This is a genomic window from Brevibacterium sp. LAARM2_SD2, from assembly GCF_057364785.1.
The window spans coordinates 33,856-55,590 of sequence record NZ_JBNFOM010000011.1 but is presented as its reverse complement, the minus strand read 5'-3'; the positions used below and the strand labels follow the sequence as shown (position 1 = coordinate 55,590).

Genomic DNA, 21,735 nt, shown 5'->3' with positions numbered 1-21,735 from the left:
ACTCTCCGAAAGGAGCCTGGGATCACGGTCGACTGTGACTGATCGGACAGGGACTCCCAGCCCGATCGGCGGTAGGATATTTTGGTGACTTCTGGCCAATATTCTGACAAAGAGATCCGCACGCAGGCGGCGCGTCGCCGCACCTTCGCAGTGATCTCGCACCCGGACGCCGGCAAATCGACGACCACCGAGGCGCTCGCCCTCCACGCGAAGGCGATCGGTCAGGCCGGAGCCACCCACGGCAAGGCGGGCCGCCGCGCGACCGTCTCCGACTGGATGCAGATGGAGCAGGACCGCGGCATCTCGATCTCCTCGGCCGCCCTCCAGTTCGAGTATCGCGACGCGGTCTTCAACCTCGTCGACACCCCCGGCCACGCGGACTTCTCCGAGGACACCTACCGCGTCCTCTCCGCCGTCGACTGCGCGGTCATGCTCATCGACGCCGCGAAGGGCCTCGAGTCGCAGACGATGAAGCTCTTCGAAGTCTGCGCCCACCGCAACATCCCGATCATCACCGTCGTCAACAAGTGGGACCGCCCGGGCCTCGACCCGCTCGCCCTCATGGACGAGTCCACGAGCGCACCGGCCTCCTGCCGACGCCGATCACCTGGCCGGTCGGCCATTCCGGTGACTTCCGCGGCGTCCTCGACCGTGTCACCGGCGAGTACACGAAGTACACGCGCACCGACGGCGGCGCGACGATCGCCGGTGAGGAGACCCTGTCGGCAGACGCCGCCGCTGAGCTCGAAGGCGATGCGTGGACGACGGCGGTCGACGAATCCGAGCTCCTCGACATGGAGGACCAGAACCACGACCAGGCGACGTTCCTCGCCGGCAAGTCGACGCCGGTGATGTTCGCCTCGGCGGTGCTCAACTTCGGCATCCACAAGCTCCTCGACATGCTCGTCGATCTCGCTCCGGCCGCCGAGGCGCGCGAGGACAAGGACGACAACCCCCGTGACGTCGACGCCCCCTTCTCCGGGTTCGTCTTCAAGGTGCAGGCCGGCATGGATTCCAACCACCGCGACCGTCTCGCCTACATCCGGGTGTGCTCGGGCGTGTTCGAACGCGGCAGCGTGCTCACACATTCGGCCACCGGCAAGCCGTTCGCGACGAAGTACGCGCAGCAGGTCTTCGGCCGTGACCGCGACGTCGTCGACGAAGCGTTCCCCGGGGATGTCGTCGGCCTCGTCAACGCCAGCGCGCTGCGCGTCGGCGATTCGCTCTACCTCGACAAGAAGGTCGAGTTCCCCGGCATCCCGACGTTCTCGCCCGAGCACTTCATGGTCATCCGCGCCAAGGACTCCTCGAAGTACAAGCAGTTCCGGCGCGGCATCGAACAGCTCGACCACGAAGGCGTCATCCAGGTGCTGCGCTCGGACCTGCGCGGCGACCAGGCACCGGTCCTCGGGGCCGTCGGTCCGATGCAGTTCGAAGTCGCCGAGGACCGGATGAACAACGAGTTCAACGCCCCGTGCTCGCTCGAACGCCTCAACTTCTCCCTCGCCCGGCGCACCACCCCTGAGTGCGTGCCGACCCTGGCCCGGGAGCGCAACGTCGAGGTGCTCAGCCGCTCCGACGGCGAGCTGCTCGCGCTGTTCTCCGACCGCTGGCGCCTGCAGGGTGTGCAGAAGAACCACCCCGACCTCGTGCTCGAACCGCTCGTCGTCAGCTGACGAGGCCCCGGCGCGGACGGGTGCTCCGCGGTTTTGACGTGATCACTAAGATGGATATTCGGGTTCGCGCGCACGCGCAGCAGCCCGGACTGCGGGGAGACCCGAGAGGACAGAAGGAGAGTTCGTGGGAACGAAGAAGATTCGAGTCGCCATCGCCGGTCTCGGCAACTGTGCGTCGTCGCTGATCCAGGGTGTCGAGTACTACCGGGATGCTGCCCCCGGCACGAAGGTTCCCGGACTCATGCACGTGGAATTCGGCGACTATCACGTCGGTGATCTCGACTTCGTCGCCGCGTTCGACGTCGACGGCAAGAAGGTCGGCACCGACATCGCCGAGGCGATCACCGCGAGTGAGAACAACACGATCACCATCGCCGAGGTGCCCCCGACCGGTGTGACCGTCCAGCGCGGTCCCACGCTCGACGGCCTCGGACAGTACTACCGCGAGACGATCGTCGAGTCCGACACCGACCCCGTCGATGTCGCCCAGGCCCTGCGCGACGCCGAGGCCGACGTCCTCGTCTGCTACCTGCCCGTCGGCTCCCAGGAAGCCACCGAGTACTACGCCCAGGCCGCGATCGACGCGAAGGTTGCCTTCGTCAACGCCCTGCCCGTCTTCATCGCCGGGACGAAGGAATGGGACGAGAAGTTCCGCGCCGCCGGGGTGCCGATCGTCGGTGACGACATCAAGTCCCAGATCGGTGCGACGATCACCCACCGCGTCATGGCGAAGCTCTTCGAGGACCGCGGCGTCGTCCTCGACCGGACCTACCAGCTCAACGTCGGCGGCAACATGGACTTCAAGAACATGCTCGAACGCCAGCGCCTCGAGTCGAAGAAGATCTCGAAGACCCAGGCCGTGACCTCGAACACCCAGGCCGAGCTCTCCGCCCGCGACGTCCACATCGGCCCCAGCGACTACGTCGAATGGCTCGATGACCGCAAGTGGGCGTTCGTCCGCCTCGAGGGCCGCAACTTCGGCGACGCCCCCGTCTCCCTCGAATACAAGCTCGAGGTCTGGGACTCCCCGAACTCCGCCGGCGTCATCATCGACGCCGTGCGCGCCGCGAAGATCGGCCTCGACCGCGGTGTCGGCGGTGCGCTGATCTCAGCCTCGTCGTACTTCATGAAGTCCCCGCCGGAGCAGAAGAGCGACGACGCGGCGCATGAGGCCGTCGAAGCCTTCATCCGCGGAGACATCGAGCGCTGACCGTCCCGGCGCCGCACCGCGTCGCGTCGTACAGCACGGATGCCGGCTACCCCGCCAGGGTGGCCGGCATCCGTGCATCTGCTCGACAGCGTCCGACATCCGGCGCCCGGCGTCCCGCCCGCTCCGGCACGACGCCTGGCGCCCGACGTCCCCACCGTCTCCCGCACGACGCCTGGCGCCCGACGTCCCCACCTCCTCCGGCACGACCCCGGCCGAGCGGGCGGATCCGACCGCATGCGTCCCGGCAGTCAACCGAATCCTGGTATCTTGTCTCAGTGACTGCGCTCACAGGATGACGTCATCCGCCGAGTGCAGTCGGCCGCAGAGTGCCGCCGCGCGCACCGCCGACCCGAACCAGGAGACACCATGTCGACGAGAACAGCCGACACCGACACCCAGGCGCAGAGCCCCGACCGACTGAGCTGGCTGATGCGCGTGCTCGTCGTCATCGAGAAGGCCGGCAACAAGCTGCCGCATCCCTTCTGGCTCTTCCTCTCCCTCGCCGTCGTCGTCATGATCCTCTCGGCGATCTTCTCGGCCACCGGGCTCAGCGCCGTCAACCCGGCCACGGGGGAGACGGTGTCGGTGACGAACCTCTTCACGACGGAATCCCTGCGGGAGATCGTCGGCGGGGCCGTGATGAACTTCGTGACGTTCCCGCCCCTCGGGCTCGTCATCATCGTCCTCCTCGGCGTCGCCGTGGCCGAACAGTCCGGTCTCATCCCGGCGATGCTGCGCGGCACGATCGCCGGGGCCTCGCCGAAGTGGATCACCTTCATCGTCGCCCTCGCCGGCACCGCCTCGTCGATCGCCTCCGACGCCTCATACATGATCATGATCCCGCTCGGCGGACTCGCGTTCCGGGCCGTGGGCCGCAACCCGCTGCTCGGCTGCATCGTCGCCTACGCAGCGACCTCCGGCGGGTACTCGGCCGCACCGATGGTCAACGCGATGGACACCGTCCTCGGTGGTCTCTCCACCTCGGCGGCGCAGATCATCGACCCCGAATACGTCGTCAGCCCCGTCGCGAACTTCTACTTCAACTTCGTCTCGATGTTCGTCGTCGCCGGTGCCATCACCCTCGTCACCGAACTCCTCCTGTCCAAGCGCGCCGACGCGATGGTCCTCGACGAGCCCGATGAGAACGATCCGGACGTCTTCGACGTCAAGATGGCACTCGACGCCAAGGAGAAGCGCGGCGTCCTCTTCGCCGTCATCACGATCGTCGTCTGCGCGGTCATCCTCTTCCTCCTCGCCCTGCCCGCCGATTCGTTCCTCCGCGACGAAGCCGGCGGCTTCGGACCCGAATCCGGCCTCATGGCCGGCATCGCCGCGATCATCGGCTTCGGCTTCTTCATCGTCGGCATCGTCTACGGGTACGCGACCGGGTCGATCACGAAGGTCTCCGACATCCCGGAGATGATGGGCAAGGGGCTGCTGCCGTTCGTGCCCGTCATCGTCCTCTTCTTCGCCGCCAGCCAGTTCCTCGCCCTCTTCAAGATGTCGAGCCTCGGTGAGATCCTCGCGATCCGGGGAGCCGACCTCTTCGGCTCGCTCGAGACGAGCACCTTCGTCATCCTGCTCGGCGGCTGGCTGCTCGTCGCCCTCGGCGCGCTCTTCCTCACCTCCGGGTCGGGTCTGTGGACGCTCATGGCCCCGGTCCTCGTGCCGATGTTCATGCTCCTGTCGATCTCCCCGGAGACGACGCAGGCGCTCTACCGGATCGGCGATTCGACGACGAACATCATCTCCCCGATGTCGCCGTACTTCGTCGTCGTCCTCGGCTTCATCCAGCGGTACAAGAAGGACGCGGGCATCGGCACGCTGCTGTCGTTCACGATCCCGCTCTCGTTCACGATGTTCCTCTTCTGGGGTCTGCTCTTCTTCATCTGGTGGTTCACCGGCATCCCGTGGGGTCCCGGCGCGGCCATGGACTACTCGATGAACTGAGCCCCCACCTCGCCGAGGCGGTCCACCGCAGCCATTCGCGCGCCGGGGACGGCCGGGCGTCGTACCGGCAGCGGAATACCCGGGTCGGCAGAAGTGTTGCAATCATGCAACGCTCTGTCCCCGGACCCCGCAGTCCTCAGTGACCGTCCAGGTGATCCGGCTAGACTGGCAAGCGACGTTCGACTCGCCAGACGGCGAGACCACTACTCAGATCGAAAGGATCTCGACCGTGAGTAACCCCATGATGGACCGCACCATCAGAGAAGGCGTCCAAGCCGGACGCAACCAGCAGCCGGTCATGTCCGACCAGCAGCTCAACGACCTGTTCAACCAGCCGGCAGCGCAGGAGCGCAACACCGGTCGTCCCGTCGACGACCGGGCGATGACGTACGACGACGTCATGATGAAGACGGGCATCCTCTTCGCGATCCTCCTCGCCGGCGCCGTCCTCGGATGGTTCGTGCCCGTGCTCGCCTTCCCGGCGATGCTCATCGGCCTCGTCCTCGGTCTCGTCAACGCGTTCAAGCGCGAACCGAACAAGGGCCTCATCATCGGCTACGCCGCGTTCCAGGGCGTGTTCCTCGGCGGCATCTCCGCGATCTTCGAAGCCCAGTGGGACGGCATCGTCCTCCAGGCCGTGCTCGCGACGCTGTCCGTCTTCGGTGTCATGCTCGCCCTCTTCAAGTTCAAGGGTGTGCGCTACGGCTCGAAGATGATGAAGTTCATGCTCATCGCCGTCGGCGGCTACGCCGTGTTCTCGCTCATCAACTTCGGCTTCGCCCTCTTCACCGGCACCGGCGGCGCCCGCTCGATCGAGATCTTCGGCATCCCGCTGGGCATCGTCATCGGCATCGTCGCGACCGTGCTCGCCGCGATGACCCTGATCATGGACTTCCAGATGATCGAGGAAGGCGTCAAGCAGCGCATTCCCGAGCGCTTCTCGTGGCTGTGCGCGTTCTCGCTCATGACCACGCTCGTCTGGCTCTACATCGAAATCCTGCGCCTCCTCTCCTACTTCAGGAACTGAGGCCTGCGCGCCGAATCCGGCGCGTAGGATGAGCACATGAACGACACGACGGCGGACCTCGACACCGAGGTCCGCCGTCTGCGTATCCGCATCATCGGCCTCACCCCCACCCAGCTCGTGCAGGTCGGGGAGTCCGCGGCGGGGACGCGGAGGCAGACCATCGCCGAGGCGCTCGCGGAGTTCTCGCGGATCGGCTCGGCGGGGCGCCCGGTGCCCGATATCGGCGACCACAGTCTCGCCGATCAGGTCGTCGTCCTCATCGACACCGGGATCGCCGCCGCGAAGACCCTGCCGCCCGCACGGGGGCAGGAGATGCTCGAGCGTCTCCACACCGCCGCCGTCGACCTCCGTCGGAACCTGGCCTAGACCATGGCCGGCCGCCGCACGCTCGTCTTCGCCACCGCCGGCGCGGTCGCCGCCCTCGTCTACTTCGGCGCCTCCGAGTTCCTCGCCGGGGTGCTCTCGACCGCCTCGGCGCCGCTGCTCGTCTTCGGGCAGACGCTCATCCCGCTCATGCCGACGGTGCTCATCAAGGCCGCCATCGCGGTGTTCGGGACGCATGACAAACTCGCCCTCATCATCACGATCGCCGCCGTCGGCGTCATCGTCGGCGGCCTCATCGGTCTGCTCGGGCGCACCCGGCGGGGACTCTCACTCGTCCTCCTCGCCGGTCTCGGGGTCCTCCCGATCGTGCTGCTCTTCACGACGGGCGGAACGCTGCTCGACTTCGCTCCCGCGCTCGGCGGCGTGCTGCTCGGCTGCGCCGTCTACCTCGGGCTGCTGCGCCTCGGCGCTCCGGAGCCGGCCCTGGTCGCGGCCGCGCCGGAGCAGACGCACCTCGTCGGGGTCGGTCCCGGCGGGACCGGTCTGTCCGACGCGGTTCCACCTGCCGGCGCCCCGCCGACCGACGCCGGGCCGGATCGGCGGATGTTCTTCGGCATCGCCGCGGGTCTGAGCGCCCTCGGCATCGCCGCGATCGCCGCCGGGCAGTCGGCGGCGGTGCTCGCACGGAATGCGGCAGGCACGGTCACCCGGCTCGTCCTGCCGCGCCCGGCCTCCTCGGCGCCTCCGGTCCCGGACGGTGCCGAGCTCGACATCGAGGACCTCGCGCCGATCGTCACCCCGAATGCGGAGTTCTACCGCATCGACACGGCCCTCGTCCCGCCCGCGGTCGCCGCGGATTCGTGGTCGCTGCGCATCCACGGCATGGTCGACCGGGAGGTGACGGTGACGATGGAGGAGCTCCTCGGCCTCCCGCTCGAAGAGCACTATGTGACGCTGACCTGCGTGTCGAACGAGGTCGGCGGCGACCTCATCGGGAACGCGAAATGGCTGGGCTACCCGATCCGCGAACTCCTCGCCCGGGCCGGTCCGCAGGCAGGCGCGGACATGGTGCTGTCGGGATCCGATGACGGCTTCACCGCCTCGACGCCGCTCGAGGTCCTCACCGACGACCGCGCCGCCCTGCTGGCCGTGGGGATGAATGGTGAGCCCCTGCCGCGCGACCACGGCTTTCCCGCCCGCCTCGTCGTGCCCGGGCTCTACGGGTTCGTGTCTGCGACGAAATGGGTGACGAGTCTCGAGGTCACTCGGTTCGCCGACAAGCAGGCGTACTGGACGACGCGCGGCTGGTCGACCCACGGACCCGTGCTCGTGGCCTCCCGCGTCGACGTGCCCCGGGCCGGGTCGACCGTGGCGGCACAGGACGGGCGAGTCGTGACCGCGGGCATGGCGTGGGCGCAGCATTCCGGGATCGAGCAGGTGCAGGTGCGCATCGACAACGGCGACTGGAACACCGCCGAACTCAGCGAGGAGCTCACCGTCGACACGTGGCGGCAGTGGCGGTTCGTCTTCACCGGAGTCGCACCCGGGTCGCACACGGTGACTGTGCGGGCGACGGACAAGGACGGCAACGTCCAGATCTCCGACCGCAGGCCGGCGATCCCCGGCAGTGCGACGGGTCTGCACGACCGGGACTTCCGCGTCGACTAGGACATCAGCCGGTGGGGTGGCGCTGCGCGACGTCGCGGGCGACGTCGACGTACCAGTCGACGATCGTCGGGTCGACCGCGGTCGTGCGATTGACGGCCGCCGGATCACCGCCCTGGATGACGCGTTTGATCGGCACCTCCATCGTCTTGCCCGTCCGCGTCTTCGGGATGCCGGGGGCCGCGATGATCTCATCGGGCACGTAGCGCGGGGACAGGCGGGAGCGGATCGCCTCGGTGATCGCGGATCTCAGGTCAGCGTCGACCTCCGTGCCCGGGTCGGGCACGACGAACAGCGGCATGAAGTACCCGCCGCCGGGCAGTTCGGCACCGAGGACCATCGATTCGGCGACACCGGGCACCTGATCGACGACGTGGGTGATGTCGGCCGAGCCCATGCGGATGCCGCCCCGATTGATCGTCGCGTCCGACCGGCCGTGGATGACGTATCCGCCGCCGGGGATCTTCGTCGCCCAATCGCCCTGCCGCCACAGGCCCGCGAAGTCGTCGAAGTACGCCGCCCGGTACTTCGACCCGTCCGGGTCGTTCCAGAACATCACGGGCATCGAGGGCATCGGGGCGGCGATGACGAGCTCGCCGACCTCTCCCTCGACGCTCTGCCCGTCGCCGTCGACGATGCGGGCGTCGACGCCGAGGTAGGGGCCCTGCAGCTCGCCGAGCCACACGGCACCGAGCGGGTTCGACCCGAGGATGCCCGAGGCGACGTCCGTGCCGCCGGAGTCGGAGCCGACGAGCATGTCGGCTCTGATCGCCTCGTACGCCCACGTCCAGGTCTCCGCCGGCAGGGGAGAGCCGGTCGAGATGATCGTGCGCAGGGATGTGAAGTCGAGGTCGTCCTTCGGCACCGCCCCGGCGCGGGCACCGATCGAGAGGACCGCGGCCCCCGCGCAGAAGAGGGTCGCACGCTCCGCGCTGCAGATCGCCAGATGTCGATCCGGTCGCTGCCAGGTCGGGGCGCCGTCGTAGGTGATGATCGTCGCCCCGCGCATCATCGCGTCGATCATGAGGTTCCAGACCATCCACGTCGTCGAGACCGCGAAGTGGACGCGGTCGCCGGGGCGGACGTCGTACTGGAGGGCATTGGCCTTGAGCGATTCGAGGACGACCCCGCCGTGGGAGTGGACGATGCCCTTGGGCCGGCCGGTCGTGCCGGAGGAGTAGAGCACCCAGAGCGGATGGGAGAAGTCGACCCGCTCGTACTGCGGCTGCGCCTCCTCGGCGATGATCTCGCTCCAGCGTGCGCTCGGCACCGTGAGGGAGGCGGCATCTGCGTCGCTGCCGGTGACTCCGCTGGCTTCGTGGTCGCCGGCAGCCTGCTGTGTGAGGGTGTCGACGAGGATGTGGTGGCGCACGGTCGGCAGGGCCTCGAGGACGGCCGGCAGCTGGGCCAGCTGGTCGCGGTGGGTGCCGCCGAACTCATGGGAGTCGACGGTGAAGAGGACGCGCGGTTCGATCTGGGCGAAGCGGTCGGCGATGCCGTCGACCCCGAAGTCGGTGTTGACGACCGACCAGATCGCGCCGAGGCTCGCCGTCGCGAGCAGGGCGACCGGGGTCTGGACGATGGCGGGCAGCACCGCGCACACGGTGTCGCCGGGACCGACGCCGAGGCGGCGCAGATGGGCGGCGAGCGAGGCGACTTGGGCGCGCAGCTGCGCCCACGTCAGGGTCTCCCGAGCACCGGTTTCGTGGAGGCCGACGACCGCCTCGGCGTCCGGGGTCGCCTCGGCCTGCCGGAGCAGGTTCTCCGCGTAGTTGAGGGCGGCGCCGGGGAACCAGCGGGTCGCGGAGATCGAATCGCCCTCCCGGACGGGACCGGTGCCGCGCTCGCCGATGACGTCGAAGTGGGACCAGATGGCCTCCCAGAACTCATCGAGGTGGGAGACGCTCCATGCGTGGAGGTCGGCGTAGTCGCGCGTCTGAACCCCGTGGGTGTCGGCGAGCCGGGCCATGAACGCCCGGAGCTGCGAGCCCTCGATGCGCTGCGGGCTCGGCTGCCAGAGTTCGGTCCTGTCCATGCGTGACTCCCATCGGTCGGTGAAGACGGTCGTGCACGGTCCCCGACCGCAGAGGCCGTCGCACCGCGCTGAGCTCGTCCTATCTTGTCACGACGAGGGGGCGGGTGAGACGCATGCTCGGGTTGCGCGGTAGTGTCGCAGACACAGACGCGCAGCGCGGAGCACGGTCTCCACCTGCTGCGCTCCGTCCCGCATCACAAAGAGGTGGTTCTCGTGTTCGGTCTGCCGACGACGACCGTCGTCATCATCTTCGGCATCCCCGCGCTCTGGGTGATCTACACCCTCGTCTTCGTGTTCCTCTCACGCCGCTGGGGTGCTGAGGACGCTGCCGACGGCGCACCCGGTCCCCTCACCGACGGACCGGGCGGACCCACCGGCACGGTCACCCCGACGCATGGATCCGGAGACCGGTCATGAATATCGAGACGTGGTTCCTCATCATCTACTTCATCGCCATGGCCGGAATCGGCGTGTGGACGATGCGGATCGGGTCCCAGGGTTCGGAGGGGTACCTCCTCGGTGGACGCAGCCTGGGACCGGCGGTCACGGCTCTGCGACTCCAGTCCTCATCGATGTCGGGGTACATGTTCCTCGGCGCCGGGTCCCTCGGCTACACGCAGGGGTACTTCTCGCTGTGGTACGCGATGGGGGACATCGGCGGCGGGGTGCTCAACCTCTCGATCCTCGGCCGGCGGATGCGCAAGCTCTCCCAGATCCTCGGGTCGCTGACGTCGATCGGCTATCTCGAACAGAGGTACCCGTCGAAGTGGATCCGGGCGATCGCCGCCCCCATCGCCCTGTTCTGCATCTTCTTCTACGTCATGAGCCAGTTCATCGCCGGCGGTCGCGGCCTCGAGATGGTCACTGGGATTCCGTACGCGTGGGCCCTCCTCGTCGCCGTCGGCGTCATCGTCTTCTACACCTTCCTCGGCGGGTACCTCGCGGTCGCCTATACGGACTTCGTCCAGGCGATCATCATGTGCGTGGGCATGGTGTGGATCCTCATCGGCACGCTCCAGGCCGTCGGCGGGTTCACCGCCGGCAATGAGGCGGTCGGCGAGATCAACCCGAATCTGCTCACGATGTGGGGCCCCGGCGGCTACGCCGATGTCCAATGGGGCGTCATCGTCGGCGCTGTGCTCGTCTTCTCGATCGGGTACATGGGGTGGCCGCACGTCAACGTCAGCCACATGGCGATGAAGAAGCCGTCGGTGGCAAGGGCCGCGAGCCTCTACGCGACCGGATTCAACCTGCTCTTCATCCCTGCGCCCTACATCGTCGGCATCATGGCGCTCATCATCCTGCCGGGCCTCGACAATCCGGAACTCGCCGTGTTCCAGGTCGCCGACGCCGTGCTGCCGAGCTTCGCCGTCGGCATCGTCATGGCAGGCATCATGGCCGCGATCATGTCGACCGCTGATGCCCTTTTGCTGCAGTCCGGGACGATCGCCAGTCAGGACCTCTTCCAGCGCTTCATCAAACGGGACATGAGCGAGCGTGCCTCCGTGTGGGTCTCACGCTTCACAGTCCTCATCCTCGCCGCGGGCGGCTACGTTGTGGCGGTGGGCGATCCGCCCGCAGTCGCCGAGGTGGTCATCTTCTCCACGACCGTGCTCGGTGCCGCGTTCGTCCCCGTCTACGTCGCCGCCGCGTGGTGGAGGAAGGCCAATGTGCCCGGGGCGATCGCCTCGATGGTCGCAGGGACTGTGTCCTCGGTGGGGTGGCAGCTCAGCGGACTCGTCGACGTCACCGGCATCGACCCGATGGGTGTCGGGATCGTGACCTCGACGCTGGCGATCATCGTCGTCTCCCTGGCCACGCAGCGGTCTCATCCGGTGCCTGCGCACATCGTCGAAGAGCTCGAGGAGACCGCGAAGATCGGTCCGATTCCCGCACGGATGCTCACCGGGCAGAACGCTGCGCTCTCCTCCCAGGTGCCCAAGGATGCGTGATCCGATGTCGTCTGCCGACTCCGCCGACCGGCCACCCGACACTGGGTGGCGGCCCGATCTCGATGAGGTCAGGTCCGACGCGCCCGAGTCGGGTGACGGTCGTCGGTCCGCTCGAATCCTCCGGCTGACGGCCCCGGTCACCGCCGCCGAGGCGGTCGCGGTGTTCCGGCGCAAGCTCCCGGGTGCTGAGGCTGAGGCCAGAGCCGTGGCCCACCCGTTCTGGTCGATTGCGATCGACGTGCGGACTCGAGGCGTTTTCTCTCGGCAGGGAAAGTCAGCCCACGGTGGCACCGTCCACGTCCTCGTCAACGCCACGACGGGGAGCGCCGCAATTGCCGACTTCAGTCCGCGGACCGAACCGTTGACGAGTTCGGATCGGCACAGCGCTTCAGCCTGGGCCCACCTCTCGGAGACGACGCTGGTCGGACCGACGCCGAGCGCGCGGCGCGCAACCTGGTGCGCACCAGCGTGACGCGGACCGTCAAGCTGGGCATGCGCATCGACCTCGAACAGGCGGGACAGGCCAAGTTCGTGCTCAAGCCGAATTTGGTGGTCACAGGCGCGAACTCGACGCACAGCGCGACGTTTCTCGTCGATGGTCTCGACGGGTCGCACTACATCGTGCGGGTTGCGAAGCGGTGATCGCGGGAGCGCTGATCGTCGCGACGCTCACCGGTAGTGAGGTGCGCGGAATCGGGAGCACCCGTGATGTCGGCATATACCTACGGCAAATACGGAATATACGGTAATGTACGGTCGAGAGTGAAGACCGCATCGTCACACGCACCTGGGGGTCCCGATGACCATTGTCATCCCGCCGTCGTCGGCGGCCAACGAGGAGTCGCCGTATCGGCCCGGATTCGGCACGACACCGCCTGTGGCGGTCGGTCGCCAACCGGAGGTCAACGCGTTCGCGCGGGCGCTCGATCAGCGCGGCGGCACGGGACGGACCGTGTTCGTCACCGGTCAGCGCGGTGTCGGCAAGACGGTGCTGCTCAACATCTTCGAAGACGTCGCGGAGTCACGGCAGTGGCTGACCGTCCGGGAGCAGGCGTCGCCGGGATTCGTCGACCGGCTCACGCAGGCCCGACTGCCCGAAGTGCTCGAGGCCCACGACGCCCATGAGACGACGAAGTCGAAGATCGTCGGCTTCACGCTGCCCGGCGGCGCCGGAGGTCTGACCACCCGGACGGAGACGACGAGCGCGCTGCAGCCGGACTTCCGGCACCACCTCATGTCCGTCCTCGAGATCCTCGATGCCCACGGCACCGGGCTCGTCATCGCCCTCGACGAGGTGCACCGGTCGAACATCGACGAGTTCCGGGCCGTCACCGACGCCGTGGCGTACGCGATGTCCCAGGAGGCGCCGCTCGCGTTCGTCGCCGCGGGGCTGCCGGCGAGCATCGACACGATCGTCAACGACGAGGTCTCGACCTTCCTCCGCCGGGCCGACCGGATCAACCTCGGCAGCTTCTCCGCTGAGGACACGAAGCTCGCTCTCCGGCTTCCCGCGGAGGAAGCGGGGAAGGGCTTCGACGAGGCGGCCCTCGACCTCGGGGCGCAAGTCTCGCTCGGCTACCCGTACATGGTCCAGATCATCGGGGATCTGGCCTGGCGCGCGGCGGGAGAGGCTGACCGCATCGCCCGCACCGACGTCGAATCGGTCGTCGACGAGGCCAAGCAGATCCTCATCCAGCAGATCTACGAACCGACGCTCGCCGCACTGACGCCCGGGGCGCGGAAGTACCTGGCGGCGATGGCCGACGACGAGGACATCTCGCACACCGGGGAGATCGCCGACCGCCTCGGCGCGAAGAAGCAGACCGCCAACGACTACCGCCGCATGCTCCTCGCCCACGGGGTCATCGAGGCGCCGGCGCACGGGGTCGTGCGCATCGTCATTCCGCACTTCCGGGAGTACGTGCGCGACCGCACCGGGGACCGCTGACCGCCGGGGCCCGCATCGGGCCCTCGATGTGCCGGCCGGTGCGAGCACCTGGTGATGCCCCGTCACCGAGGCGGCCGGCACTCAGCCCCAGGCCTTGGCGTCCGTGACGCAGAACGGATGACCGGCGGGGTCGAGGAGGACGACCCACGTGTCCCCGGGCTGCGGATCGGCCCGGGTGGCACCGAGCTCGACGATCTTCGCGGCCGCCGCCTCGACGTCGTCGGCGGCGAGGTCGAAGTGGAACTGCTTGCGTCCGTCGTCGGGCCAGTCCGGTCGCTGGTAGTCGGGGATCGTCCCGATGCCGAGCGCATTCGAAGGTCCGGTGAGCATCGCGTAGTTCTCGTCGGAATAGGAGATCGGCCAGCCGAGGACCGCCGACCAGAATTCGCCGAGTGACGCGGCGTCCGGAGCGTCGAGGGTGACCATCGCGAGCGCCGCGACGGGGGCCTGGGAGGTGTCGGTCGGGGTCGAGTTCGTCTCTGTGTCAGTCATGTCTGCCATTCTTGTGTCATGGACGACGGCGTCGCTAGGAAAAATCCGCCAAGTGCGCGTCCGGCGCGCTCGCGTGCGGCCGCGACCCGACCGCCGGATCACTGGCTGGGACGGGTGCTGCGTCCGAGGGAGCTCCTCGACCACGCGCGCTACGCCTCCGCGGTGCCCGACGAGGCGCTCAGCCCCTGGGTGGAGCGCTACTGGTCGGTGACCTGGGACCTCGGGCCGGGGGAGCGGTACCGTGCGACGACGGTGTCGGAACCGGCGATCAACCTCACCTCCGAGTGGGGTCGGCTGCGGCGGGCCGACACACCGGGGCCGGGGATGTGGGTGACCGGTCCGGTGACGCGCACGCGCTTCGACGTCGGACTGTCCGGCACCGGTGGGGTCGTCGGAGTGAAGTTCCGCCTCGGTGGGACGCTCGCCTTCGCCCGGGAGCGACCGGCGAGCATCCGCGACACGACGGTCCCCGCGGCACAGTGGTTTCCCAGCATCGATGAGGACCTTGAGGTGCCGCAGGATCTTCGGTCTGCCGCCGAGGTGCTCGACCGCTGGCTGCTCGCGCGCGCTCCCGTGCTCACCGACGGGTACTCCCGGGTGCGTCGCGCGCTCGCCCTCATGGCCGACCCCGCGACGACGAACCTCGGCAGGCTCGCCGCGGGTATGGCGATGAGCGAGCGCAGCCTGCAGCGTCTCTTCCTCGACCACTGCGGGGTCGGCGTCAAGCGGATCCTCATCAGGGCGCGGGTCAGCGACGCGGTGGCCGCGCTCGATCGCGGTTGGGACGGACCGCTCGGTGACCTGGCGAACGAGTTGGGCTGGTTCGACCAGTCGCACTTCACCACCGACTTCCTCCGCCACACCGGCTGCCGGCCCGCCGAGTACGCGGCGGCGTCCCCGCGTCACGCACCACAGTCTGAGGTCGGCAGAGGTGAGGAGGTCCGCCCGTGAGCTCAGCGCTCTGACCCGACCGCCCGCGACGGCGACCCCAACCCGAGCGCCCGATTCGTGGCGGCAGTGCTCGACGCCACCGCCTCGGCGTCCCAGGAATCTCGGTCGAGATCGGGAATCGCCCGTCCCATCGTCGCCTTCCACCGGCGGTGCCATGCGGCCGGGAACGCGCGGCGAAGCAGGTCGACCATGATCGGCACCGCCGTCGACGCGCCGGGCGAGGCGCCGAGGAGGCCGGCGATCGACCCGTCGGCGGTCACGACGAGCTCGGTGCCCTGCTGGAGCACACCGATCCGCTGCGGGTCCGGGGTGACGAGCTGGGCGCGCTGGCCGGCGGGGACGAGCTCCCACTCGTTCTGCCTCGCCCGCGGATAGTAGCGGCGCACCTGCGCGAACTTCCGCGCCGGACTCGCGGCGAGCTGCCCGATGAGGTATCGGACGAGGCCGAGGTTCTGCAGACCGGCAGCGGCGATGACAGGGAGGTTGTCGGGACGCAGCGTCGTGAAGAAGTCACTGAGCCGGCCGTTCTTCAGCAGTTTCGTGCTGAAGGTCGCGAACGGTCCGAACAGCAGGTGCTCCTCGCCGTCGATGATGCGCTTGTCGAGGTGCGGCACGGACATCGGCGGGGCGCCGACTTCGGCCTGACCGTAGACCTTCGCGTCGTGGCGGCGGACGACGGCCGGCGTCGAACAGCGGTAGAACGCGGCCCCAACCGGCAGCACCGCATACCCTCTGACCTCGGGGATCCTCGCCTTCTGCAACAGGCGCAGAGCGTACCCGCCGGCCCCGACGAACACCGTGCCGGCGCGCAGCGAGAAGCGACGCGAACCTCCATCGGAGTCCGTCGGGCGCGCAGTGCCCGTGACGACCCAGCCATCGCCGTCGCGACGCAGCCCGGTGACCTCGTGCCCGGTGAGCACCTCGCTCGCCGCGTCGTCGCGGTCCCGCTCAGTCCCACCGGCCCCGGTGATCACCGTCGTCAGCGCCGTCGTCAGCGCTCCGAAGTCGATGTCAGTGCCCCGCGGTGACCGGGCCGCGGCCATCGGCTCGTCCCCGACCCCTCTGCCGTCCATCGTCAGCGGCGCCCAGTCGGCGATGACCGCGGGGTCCTCGGTGTACTCCATGTCGGCGAAGAGGGGATCGGTGCGCAGCGTCGCCACGCGCGTGCGCAGGTAGTCGACGTCGCGGCGGCCGAAGACGAGATTGACGTGGGCCGCGGAGTGGATGAAGTCCCGCGGATCGATGAGACCCGCCTCGGCGAGGGAGGACCACCACTGGCGGCTGAGCTGGAACTGCTCGGCGATCGCCGCGGGCCTAGTGCCGTCCTGCGGATCGGGCATGTAGTTGAGCTCGCAGAAGCCTGAGTGCCCGGTCCCGGCGTTGTTCCACGGATCGCTGCTCTCCGCGGCGATGTCGGAGGCTTTCTCGAGCATGACGATGCGCCACGTCGGTTCGAGGACGGCGAGCATCGATCCGAGTGTCGCGGACATGATGCCGCCGCCGATGAGGACGACGTCGGCAGCGGCGAGATCGGCGGTCGAGTCCGACCGTGGGCGGGTGGTCATCGTGGTCTCCTCATGGTCGAGTGTGAGAACGGGCGGTGGGTTCTCCTCCACGATGCGCTCCGGCAGAATCATCCGTCCAATGAGCAGATCGATGGGTATGATCCGAATATGGATGAATTGGTCGATGCGCTCGTCCCGCAGCTGCGGGCCCTCGTCGAACTCGCCGATCAGGACGGCCATATGACCGATGCCGCTGCCGCGCTCGGGGTTCCCCAGTCGACGATGAGCCGGCGCATCCACGGTCTCGAGCGCCACCTCGGCGTGCCGCTCATCGTGCCCGCGGGGCGCGCGGTCGTCCTCACTGAGCAGGCGCGGACCCTTGTCGCAGAGATCCGCGGGCCCCTGGCGGAGATCGGAGGGGCTGTCACCGACCTCGCCGAGGCGGCCGATCCCGACCGCGGCGTCATCCGGTTCGGCTTCCCGCTGACGATGGGCGCCGGGGTCATCCCCGACCTGCTCGCGGCCTTCAGCGCCGAGCATCCCGGCATCCGCCTCGACCTCAAGCAGGCCCACGGCGCCGTTCTCGTCGACGATCTGCGCGGTGGACTGCTCGACGCTGCGATCATCATTCCGCCGCCGCGGCAGCTGCCCCATGTGGTGCTCGCGAATCAGCTCATCGTCGCTGTCGTCCCGGCCGGACACCGCCTGGCGCACCGGAGCACCGTGTCGCTGACCGAGCTGGCCGAGGAGCGCTTCATCGCGAATCCCGAGTCCTACAACCTCCGCACCCTCACCGATGCGTGGTGCCTGCAGGCCGGCTTCGCACCCCAGGTGAAGACCGAGGTCACCGAGTTCTCGACGATCCGCGAGTTCGTCAGCAGGGGCATGGGCGTGGCTCTCCTGCCGCGCAGCGTCCGCCCCGTCGACGGCCTCGCCGAGGTGGCCCTGCGCGGTTCCGGCTATGTGCGCGAGGTCGCCCTCGTCACCGCGGTGCGCCGACCCAGTCGGGTCGTCCAACGGCTCCACGACTTCATCGTCGACCGCGCAGGGGAGTGGACGGCCGCCGACGGGATCCGCGCGAGCTCCTAGCTGCGCCACTCCTTCGACCCGCTCACCGCGCGGAACGAGCGGACGAGAGCGAGCGTCGCCGGAGACTGAACGCGTTCAGCGAGCTTGGCGAGCAGGATCCGCCGCGGAGCCGGGTTGCCGCGCAGGGCGACGACCTTGACGTCGGGCCCATGCGAGCGCACAGCCAGGCGCGGGGCGATCGCGACGCCGAGCCCGGCGGCGACCATTCCGAGGAGCTCGGGGTAGTCATAGGCCTCGAAGACGACGCGCGGCTCGAACCCGGCGTCTCGGCAGATCCGACTGAGCACCGAGGCGACCGGATGCGACGAGCGGGTGATCCACGGATCGCTCGCCACCTCCTCGAGCTCGACGATGCGGCGGCGCGCGAGTCGGTGGGTGGCCGGCAGCAGAAGCATCGTCGGCTCCTGGACCAGCGTCGTCTGGACGGGGATGTCGGCGCTGATCGGCGCCCACGGATAGTCCCACAGCGTCGCGAGGTCGACCTCCCGCCGCTCGAGCGCCTCGGCGATCCGGTCGAGTCGGTAGCTCTTGACGGTCACCTCGATGTCGGGATGGAGGTCATGGAAGTGGAGGAGGACCTTCGGCATGATCGAGGCGGCGAACGTCGGGAACGTCGCGATCCTCACCTCACCGCGATCGAGCTGCGCGAACGCCGCCATATCGTTCTTCGCCGCGGCGAGCGCATTGTCGATCGTCATCGCATGCGCGCAGAGCTTGATGCCGGCGTCGGTGAGCCGCATGCCCTTGGGGTGCCGGACGACGAGCGGAAGCCCGACCTCGCGTTCGAGTTTGCTCATCTGCTGGGAGACCGCCGAGGTCGACAGGGCCAGCTCGTCGGCGGCCGCGGAGAGGCTGCCTGTCCGATAGACGAGAAGCAGGAGGAGGAGCCGGTCGACGTTGTACGGCGCTGAACTCATGGTTTAAGCGTAGCTTAGATCAAGTGAACTAAGTATTGATTGAACTTAATCAGCACCCGTGACACCTTGATTCCCATGCACCGCTGCAGTCCCCGCACTGCAGACGAACAGCCGAACAGACAGTTGCCGGCACCGCAGCCGGGTCAAGACGAATCGAGGACATCCAGGTGGACAGCCAACTCCACGGACAGTGGTACCGAGGCGGCACATCGAAGTGCTGGCTCTTCTCCGGCGACGAGATGCCGGCCGACCGCGCGCAGATCGCACTCGCCCTCACCGCGGCCTTCGGCTCCGGTGACGACCGCCAGCTCAACGGCATCGGCGGGGCCTCCTCGACGACGTCGAAGGCGGCGATCATCTCGCCCTCGGCGATCCCCGGCATCGACATCAGCTACCTCTTCGCGCAGGTCGGCATCGGGGCGACCGCCGTCGAATTCACCTCGAACTGCGGCAACTGCGCCTCCGCCGTCGCGCTCTACGCGATCCAGAACGGACTCGTCCGCCCCACCGGGGACCGCACGAGCGTGCGCATGATCAACGAGAACACCCGGTCGGTGCTCGTCGCCGAGGTGGCCACCCCCGACCGCCGGATCCCCACCGACGGACTCGAGACCATTCCCGGCAGCGCGATGCCGGGCGTGCCCGTCAACGTCTTCTTCGAGAACGTCGACGGCGTCTCGACCGGGGAGCTCCTGCCGCTCGGCCAGGCGACGTCGAGGCTCGACGTCGGCACCCGCACGGTGACGGTCAGTGCGATCGACGCCGGGGCGCCGGCCTGCTTCATCGCGGCAGAATCGCTGGGGATGACCGGCATCGAGACCCTGCCCGAGGTGCGTCTGCGCCTGCCGGAGCTGCTCGCCGTGCGCACCGCGGCCTCCCCGGCGATGGGGCTGAGCATCGAAGGAGAGGAGGCGAGTCCGGCCGTGCCGAAGATCGGCATCGTCGCCGCCCCGCAGGACTACGTGACGACGACGGGGGAGCGGATCGCCGCCGGCGACTGCGACATCCTCGTGCGGATGGTCTCGATGTTCGATCCGCACCCGGCGATCGGCATCACCTCGGCGATCGCCATCGCCCGCGACGCCTTCGTCGAGGGCAGCCTCGTCCACGACATCCTCGGCGCCGACCACCCCGCGCACGACACCCCCACCGACGACGACCAGGAGGTGAGCATCCGCATCGGCACCCCGGCCGGTGTCGTCACCTGCCGCGTCCAGCTCGACGCAGACGGCCGAGTCACGCGCCTCGGCGTGCGGCGCGTGGCCCGGCGGATCGCCAACGCGGCCATCGACCTGCCCGACGTCGACATCGCCCTGCCGCTCGTCGGCTGAGCGGAGCACCGGCGGCGGGCGGGCCACCGAAACCCGCACGACACCTCCGCACCAGCACCATCGACACCCGTCGCACACACGGTGACCGCCACGGTCACCTCGGTGCCCAGAGCCCGGACTGTTCGGGCGGCACCCAGCGTTTTCAGGCACGATCACACTGACAATGAAGTTGGAGGACACCTCATGACCCTCGTCCAGATTCTCATCCTTGTGGTACTGGTGGTGATGTTCATCGCCGCCACGAAATGGCCGATCAACATCGGGATCATGGGGTTCGTCGGCGCCTTCGTCTTCGGCACCTTCGTCTTCGGGATGGACGACAAGGAGATCCTCGAAGAGTTCCCGGCGAGCATCGTCCTCACGATCGTCGGCGTGACGTTCTTCTTCAGCATGGCCCAGCGCAACGGGACCATCAAGATCCTCGTCGACCTCGCGGTCAGGGCGGTGCGCGGACGGCTCGGCATCGTGCCGTGGATCTTCTTCGGCATCGCCTCGATCCTCACCTCGCTCGGCACGTTCTCCCCGGCCGCCGTCGCCCTGCTCGCCCCCGCCGCCATGGGATTCAGCGCGGCCTCGGGCTACAGCGGAGTCGTCATGGGCGCGATGATCATCAACGGCGCCCACGCCGGGGCCTTCTCGCCGATCTCGGTCTCGGGCATCATCGTCCGCGACATCGCGATGGAGAACGGGTTCGAGATCAACACCGGCGCCCTCTTCCTCGCCTCCTATGTCATCAACGTCATCGTCACGATCCTCACCGTCGTCGTCATGAAGGCCCTCGGCCGGCTGCGCACCACCCCCGAACCCGAGGCCGTCACCGACGGCACGGACGACAACCTCGGCGCCGGAAGCAGCGCACCCGGCACGGGACGCGACGGCAGCGCCGGTCCCGAGCGGACCGACGGGGGCGGCGGTCTCGCCCTCAAGGCACCGGAGCGGGTGCGCACCTCGACGCTGACCCCGCAGGTGTGGCTGACCCTCGGCCTCATCGGCGTCATGGTCATCGGCGCGGTCGGCTTCGAACTGCCCATCGGCTTCCTCGGGCTCACGTGCGGTCTCGTCCTCGCGTTCACCTCGATGCACCACGCGGACACGTTCGTCTCCGGGATCTCGTGGTCGACGGTGCTCCTCGTGTCGGGAATGATCGTCTACATCAGCCTCCTGACCAAGGCCGGAGTCATCGACTCGCTGTCGACGATGGCGGTCGCGCTCGGCGTGCCGCTGCTCGTCGCCGTCGTCCTCTGCTACGTCATCGGCATCAGCTCGGCGTTCGCCTCCTCGACGGCCCTGCTCACCGCGTTCATCCCGCTCTCGATCCCGTTGCTCGAGCAGAGCGATCTCAGCGCGACCGCGGTGATGGCGGCCCTGGCGATCTCCGCGACGATCGTCGACGTCTCCCCGTTCTCGACCAACGGCGCCCTCGTCATCGCCAATGCGAAGGGCACGGCGGCGAAGACGATCTGGCGCGACCTCATCATCTACGGGGCGATCGTCGTCGCCCTCGCCCCGCTGCTCACGTGGCTGCTCCTCGTCGTCACCGGCATCATGTGACGCGCGGCCAGCGCCGTCCCCCGCGGACAGCGCAGCGCACCGGAGGGGTCCGACCGAACGGTCGGGCCCCTCCTCGCGTCCAACCACCTCGGCCATCGCACCGGTGTTCGCC

General features: G+C 68.5%; 17 protein-coding genes and 1 pseudogene. 14 read left to right on the top strand and 4 right to left on the bottom strand.

All coding sequences use genetic code 11. The features are described 5' to 3' along the window. Positions 1-84: 84 nt before the first annotated feature. The 6 genes and pseudogenes from AC2W7K_RS08885 to AC2W7K_RS08860 all read left to right on the top strand — a co-directional run bounded on the left by AC2W7K_RS08885 (position 85) and on the right by AC2W7K_RS08860 (position 7,855). A pseudogene (locus AC2W7K_RS08885) lies at positions 85-1,676 on the top strand (peptide chain release factor 3). Between the two features lie 124 nt (positions 1,677-1,800). Then, positions 1,801-2,886, top strand: a complete 1,086-nt coding sequence (locus AC2W7K_RS08880) for an inositol-3-phosphate synthase (protein WP_198498280.1) — start codon at positions 1,801-1,803, stop codon at positions 2,884-2,886. A 366-nt stretch (positions 2,887-3,252) separates the two neighbouring features. Continuing rightward, positions 3,253-4,836, top strand: coding sequence for an AbgT family transporter (locus AC2W7K_RS08875; RefSeq protein WP_198498281.1), 1,584 nt, complete (start codon positions 3,253-3,255; stop codon positions 4,834-4,836). A 241-nt stretch (positions 4,837-5,077) separates the two neighbouring features. Further along, positions 5,078-5,863, top strand: a complete 786-nt coding sequence (locus AC2W7K_RS08870; RefSeq protein WP_198500924.1) for a Bax inhibitor-1/YccA family protein — start codon at positions 5,078-5,080, stop codon at positions 5,861-5,863. Positions 5,864-5,899: 36 nt separating this feature from the next. After that, positions 5,900-6,229, top strand: a complete 330-nt coding sequence (locus tag AC2W7K_RS08865; RefSeq protein WP_198498282.1) for a hypothetical protein — start codon at positions 5,900-5,902, stop codon at positions 6,227-6,229. A gap of 3 nt (positions 6,230-6,232) precedes the next feature. Beyond that, on the top strand, positions 6,233-7,855 hold the full coding sequence (locus tag AC2W7K_RS08860; RefSeq protein WP_198498283.1) for a molybdopterin-dependent oxidoreductase: 1,623 nt from the start codon (positions 6,233-6,235) through the stop codon (positions 7,853-7,855). Positions 7,856-7,859: 4 nt separating this feature from the next. Here the strand turns inward: AC2W7K_RS08860 and AC2W7K_RS08855 are convergent, their stop codons facing one another. Next, a complete protein-coding gene (locus tag AC2W7K_RS08855) occupies positions 7,860-9,887 on the bottom strand; it encodes an acetoacetate--CoA ligase (protein WP_198498284.1) in 2,028 nt (675 codons plus the stop codon). A gap of 132 nt (positions 9,888-10,019) precedes the next feature. Here AC2W7K_RS08855 and AC2W7K_RS08850 point away from each other — a divergent pair, with 132 nt between their 5' ends. From AC2W7K_RS08850 to AC2W7K_RS08835, 4 genes are all read left to right on the top strand, one after another. Then, positions 10,020-10,304, top strand: a complete 285-nt coding sequence (locus tag AC2W7K_RS08850; RefSeq protein WP_198501039.1) for a hypothetical protein — start codon at positions 10,020-10,022, stop codon at positions 10,302-10,304. After that, positions 10,301-11,839 (top strand): sodium/proline symporter, encoded by a 1,539-nt coding sequence (locus AC2W7K_RS08845; protein WP_198498285.1) that lies wholly within the window; start codon positions 10,301-10,303, stop codon positions 11,837-11,839. The genes AC2W7K_RS08850 and AC2W7K_RS08845 overlap by 4 nt, the downstream gene beginning before the upstream one ends. Before the next feature lie 456 nt (positions 11,840-12,295). After that, positions 12,296-12,481, top strand: a complete 186-nt coding sequence (locus AC2W7K_RS08840; RefSeq protein WP_486006018.1) for a hypothetical protein — start codon at positions 12,296-12,298, stop codon at positions 12,479-12,481. Positions 12,482-12,638: 157 nt separating this feature from the next. Then, on the top strand, positions 12,639-13,787 hold the full coding sequence (locus AC2W7K_RS08835) for an AAA family ATPase (RefSeq protein WP_198498287.1): 1,149 nt from the start codon (positions 12,639-12,641) through the stop codon (positions 13,785-13,787). Between the two features lie 81 nt (positions 13,788-13,868). Here AC2W7K_RS08835 and AC2W7K_RS08830 read toward each other — a convergent pair whose 3' ends face one another. Further along, the gene (locus AC2W7K_RS08830; RefSeq protein WP_232623537.1) at positions 13,869-14,279 is read right to left on the bottom strand and encodes a VOC family protein; all 411 of its coding nucleotides are present in this window, start codon (positions 14,277-14,279) and stop codon (positions 13,869-13,871) included. Positions 14,280-14,393: 114 nt separating this feature from the next. Here AC2W7K_RS08830 and AC2W7K_RS08825 point away from each other — a divergent pair, with 114 nt between their 5' ends. Next, entirely contained in the window at positions 14,394-15,230 is an 837-nt protein-coding gene (locus AC2W7K_RS08825; RefSeq protein WP_232623538.1) for a helix-turn-helix domain-containing protein, read from the top strand. A gap of 2 nt (positions 15,231-15,232) precedes the next feature. On the opposite strand, the gene AC2W7K_RS08820 is transcribed toward AC2W7K_RS08825, so the two are convergent. After that, complete coding sequence (locus AC2W7K_RS08820) at positions 15,233-16,795, bottom strand: malate:quinone oxidoreductase (protein WP_198498289.1); 1,563 nt, start codon at positions 16,793-16,795, stop codon at positions 15,233-15,235. A gap of 108 nt (positions 16,796-16,903) precedes the next feature. Here AC2W7K_RS08820 and AC2W7K_RS08815 point away from each other — a divergent pair, with 108 nt between their 5' ends. Beyond that, entirely contained in the window at positions 16,904-17,824 is a 921-nt protein-coding gene (locus AC2W7K_RS08815) for a LysR family transcriptional regulator (protein WP_344251334.1), read from the top strand. Here AC2W7K_RS08815 and AC2W7K_RS08810 read toward each other — a convergent pair. Further along, entirely contained in the window at positions 17,821-18,741 is a 921-nt protein-coding gene (locus AC2W7K_RS08810; RefSeq protein ID WP_198498291.1) for a LysR family transcriptional regulator, read from the bottom strand. The genes AC2W7K_RS08815 and AC2W7K_RS08810 overlap by 4 nt on opposite strands. Before the next feature lie 167 nt (positions 18,742-18,908). Between AC2W7K_RS08810 and AC2W7K_RS08805 the strand changes: the two genes are divergently transcribed. Both AC2W7K_RS08805 and AC2W7K_RS08800 read left to right on the top strand, forming a co-directional pair. Next, a complete protein-coding gene (locus AC2W7K_RS08805; protein WP_344251333.1) occupies positions 18,909-20,072 on the top strand; it encodes a PrpF domain-containing protein in 1,164 nt (387 codons plus the stop codon). Positions 20,073-20,255: 183 nt separating this feature from the next. After that, complete coding sequence (locus AC2W7K_RS08800) at positions 20,256-21,623, top strand: SLC13 family permease (RefSeq protein ID WP_198498293.1); 1,368 nt, start codon at positions 20,256-20,258, stop codon at positions 21,621-21,623. Positions 21,624-21,735: the final 112 nt, after the last annotated feature.

Bases quoted from the DNA above. Each gene is read 5' to 3' on its own strand.
- AC2W7K_RS08875 (WP_198498281.1), top strand. From the start codon at position 3,253: ATGTCGACGAGAACAGCCGACACCGACACCCAGGCGCAGAGCCCCGAC.
- AC2W7K_RS08815 (WP_344251334.1), top strand. From the start codon at position 16,904: ATGGATGAATTGGTCGATGCGCTCGTCCCGCAGCTGCGGGCCCTCGTC.
- AC2W7K_RS08835 (WP_198498287.1), top strand. From the start codon at position 12,639: ATGACCATTGTCATCCCGCCGTCGTCGGCGGCCAACGAGGAGTCGCCG.
- AC2W7K_RS08870 (WP_198500924.1), top strand. From the start codon at position 5,078: ATGATGGACCGCACCATCAGAGAAGGCGTCCAAGCCGGACGCAACCAG.
- AC2W7K_RS08845 (WP_198498285.1), top strand. From the start codon at position 10,301: ATGAATATCGAGACGTGGTTCCTCATCATCTACTTCATCGCCATGGCC.
- AC2W7K_RS08810 (WP_198498291.1), bottom strand. From the start codon at position 18,741: ATGAGTTCAGCGCCGTACAACGTCGACCGGCTCCTCCTCCTGCTTCTC.
- AC2W7K_RS08830 (WP_232623537.1), bottom strand. From the start codon at position 14,279: ATGACTGACACAGAGACGAACTCGACCCCGACCGACACCTCCCAGGCC.
- AC2W7K_RS08820 (WP_198498289.1), bottom strand. From the start codon at position 16,795: ATGACCACCCGCCCACGGTCGGACTCGACCGCCGATCTCGCCGCTGCC.
- AC2W7K_RS08865 (WP_198498282.1), top strand. From the start codon at position 5,900: ATGAACGACACGACGGCGGACCTCGACACCGAGGTCCGCCGTCTGCGT.
- AC2W7K_RS08855 (WP_198498284.1), bottom strand. From the start codon at position 9,887: ATGGACAGGACCGAACTCTGGCAGCCGAGCCCGCAGCGCATCGAGGGC.
- AC2W7K_RS08800 (WP_198498293.1), top strand. From the start codon at position 20,256: ATGACCCTCGTCCAGATTCTCATCCTTGTGGTACTGGTGGTGATGTTC.
- AC2W7K_RS08860 (WP_198498283.1), top strand. From the start codon at position 6,233: ATGGCCGGCCGCCGCACGCTCGTCTTCGCCACCGCCGGCGCGGTCGCC.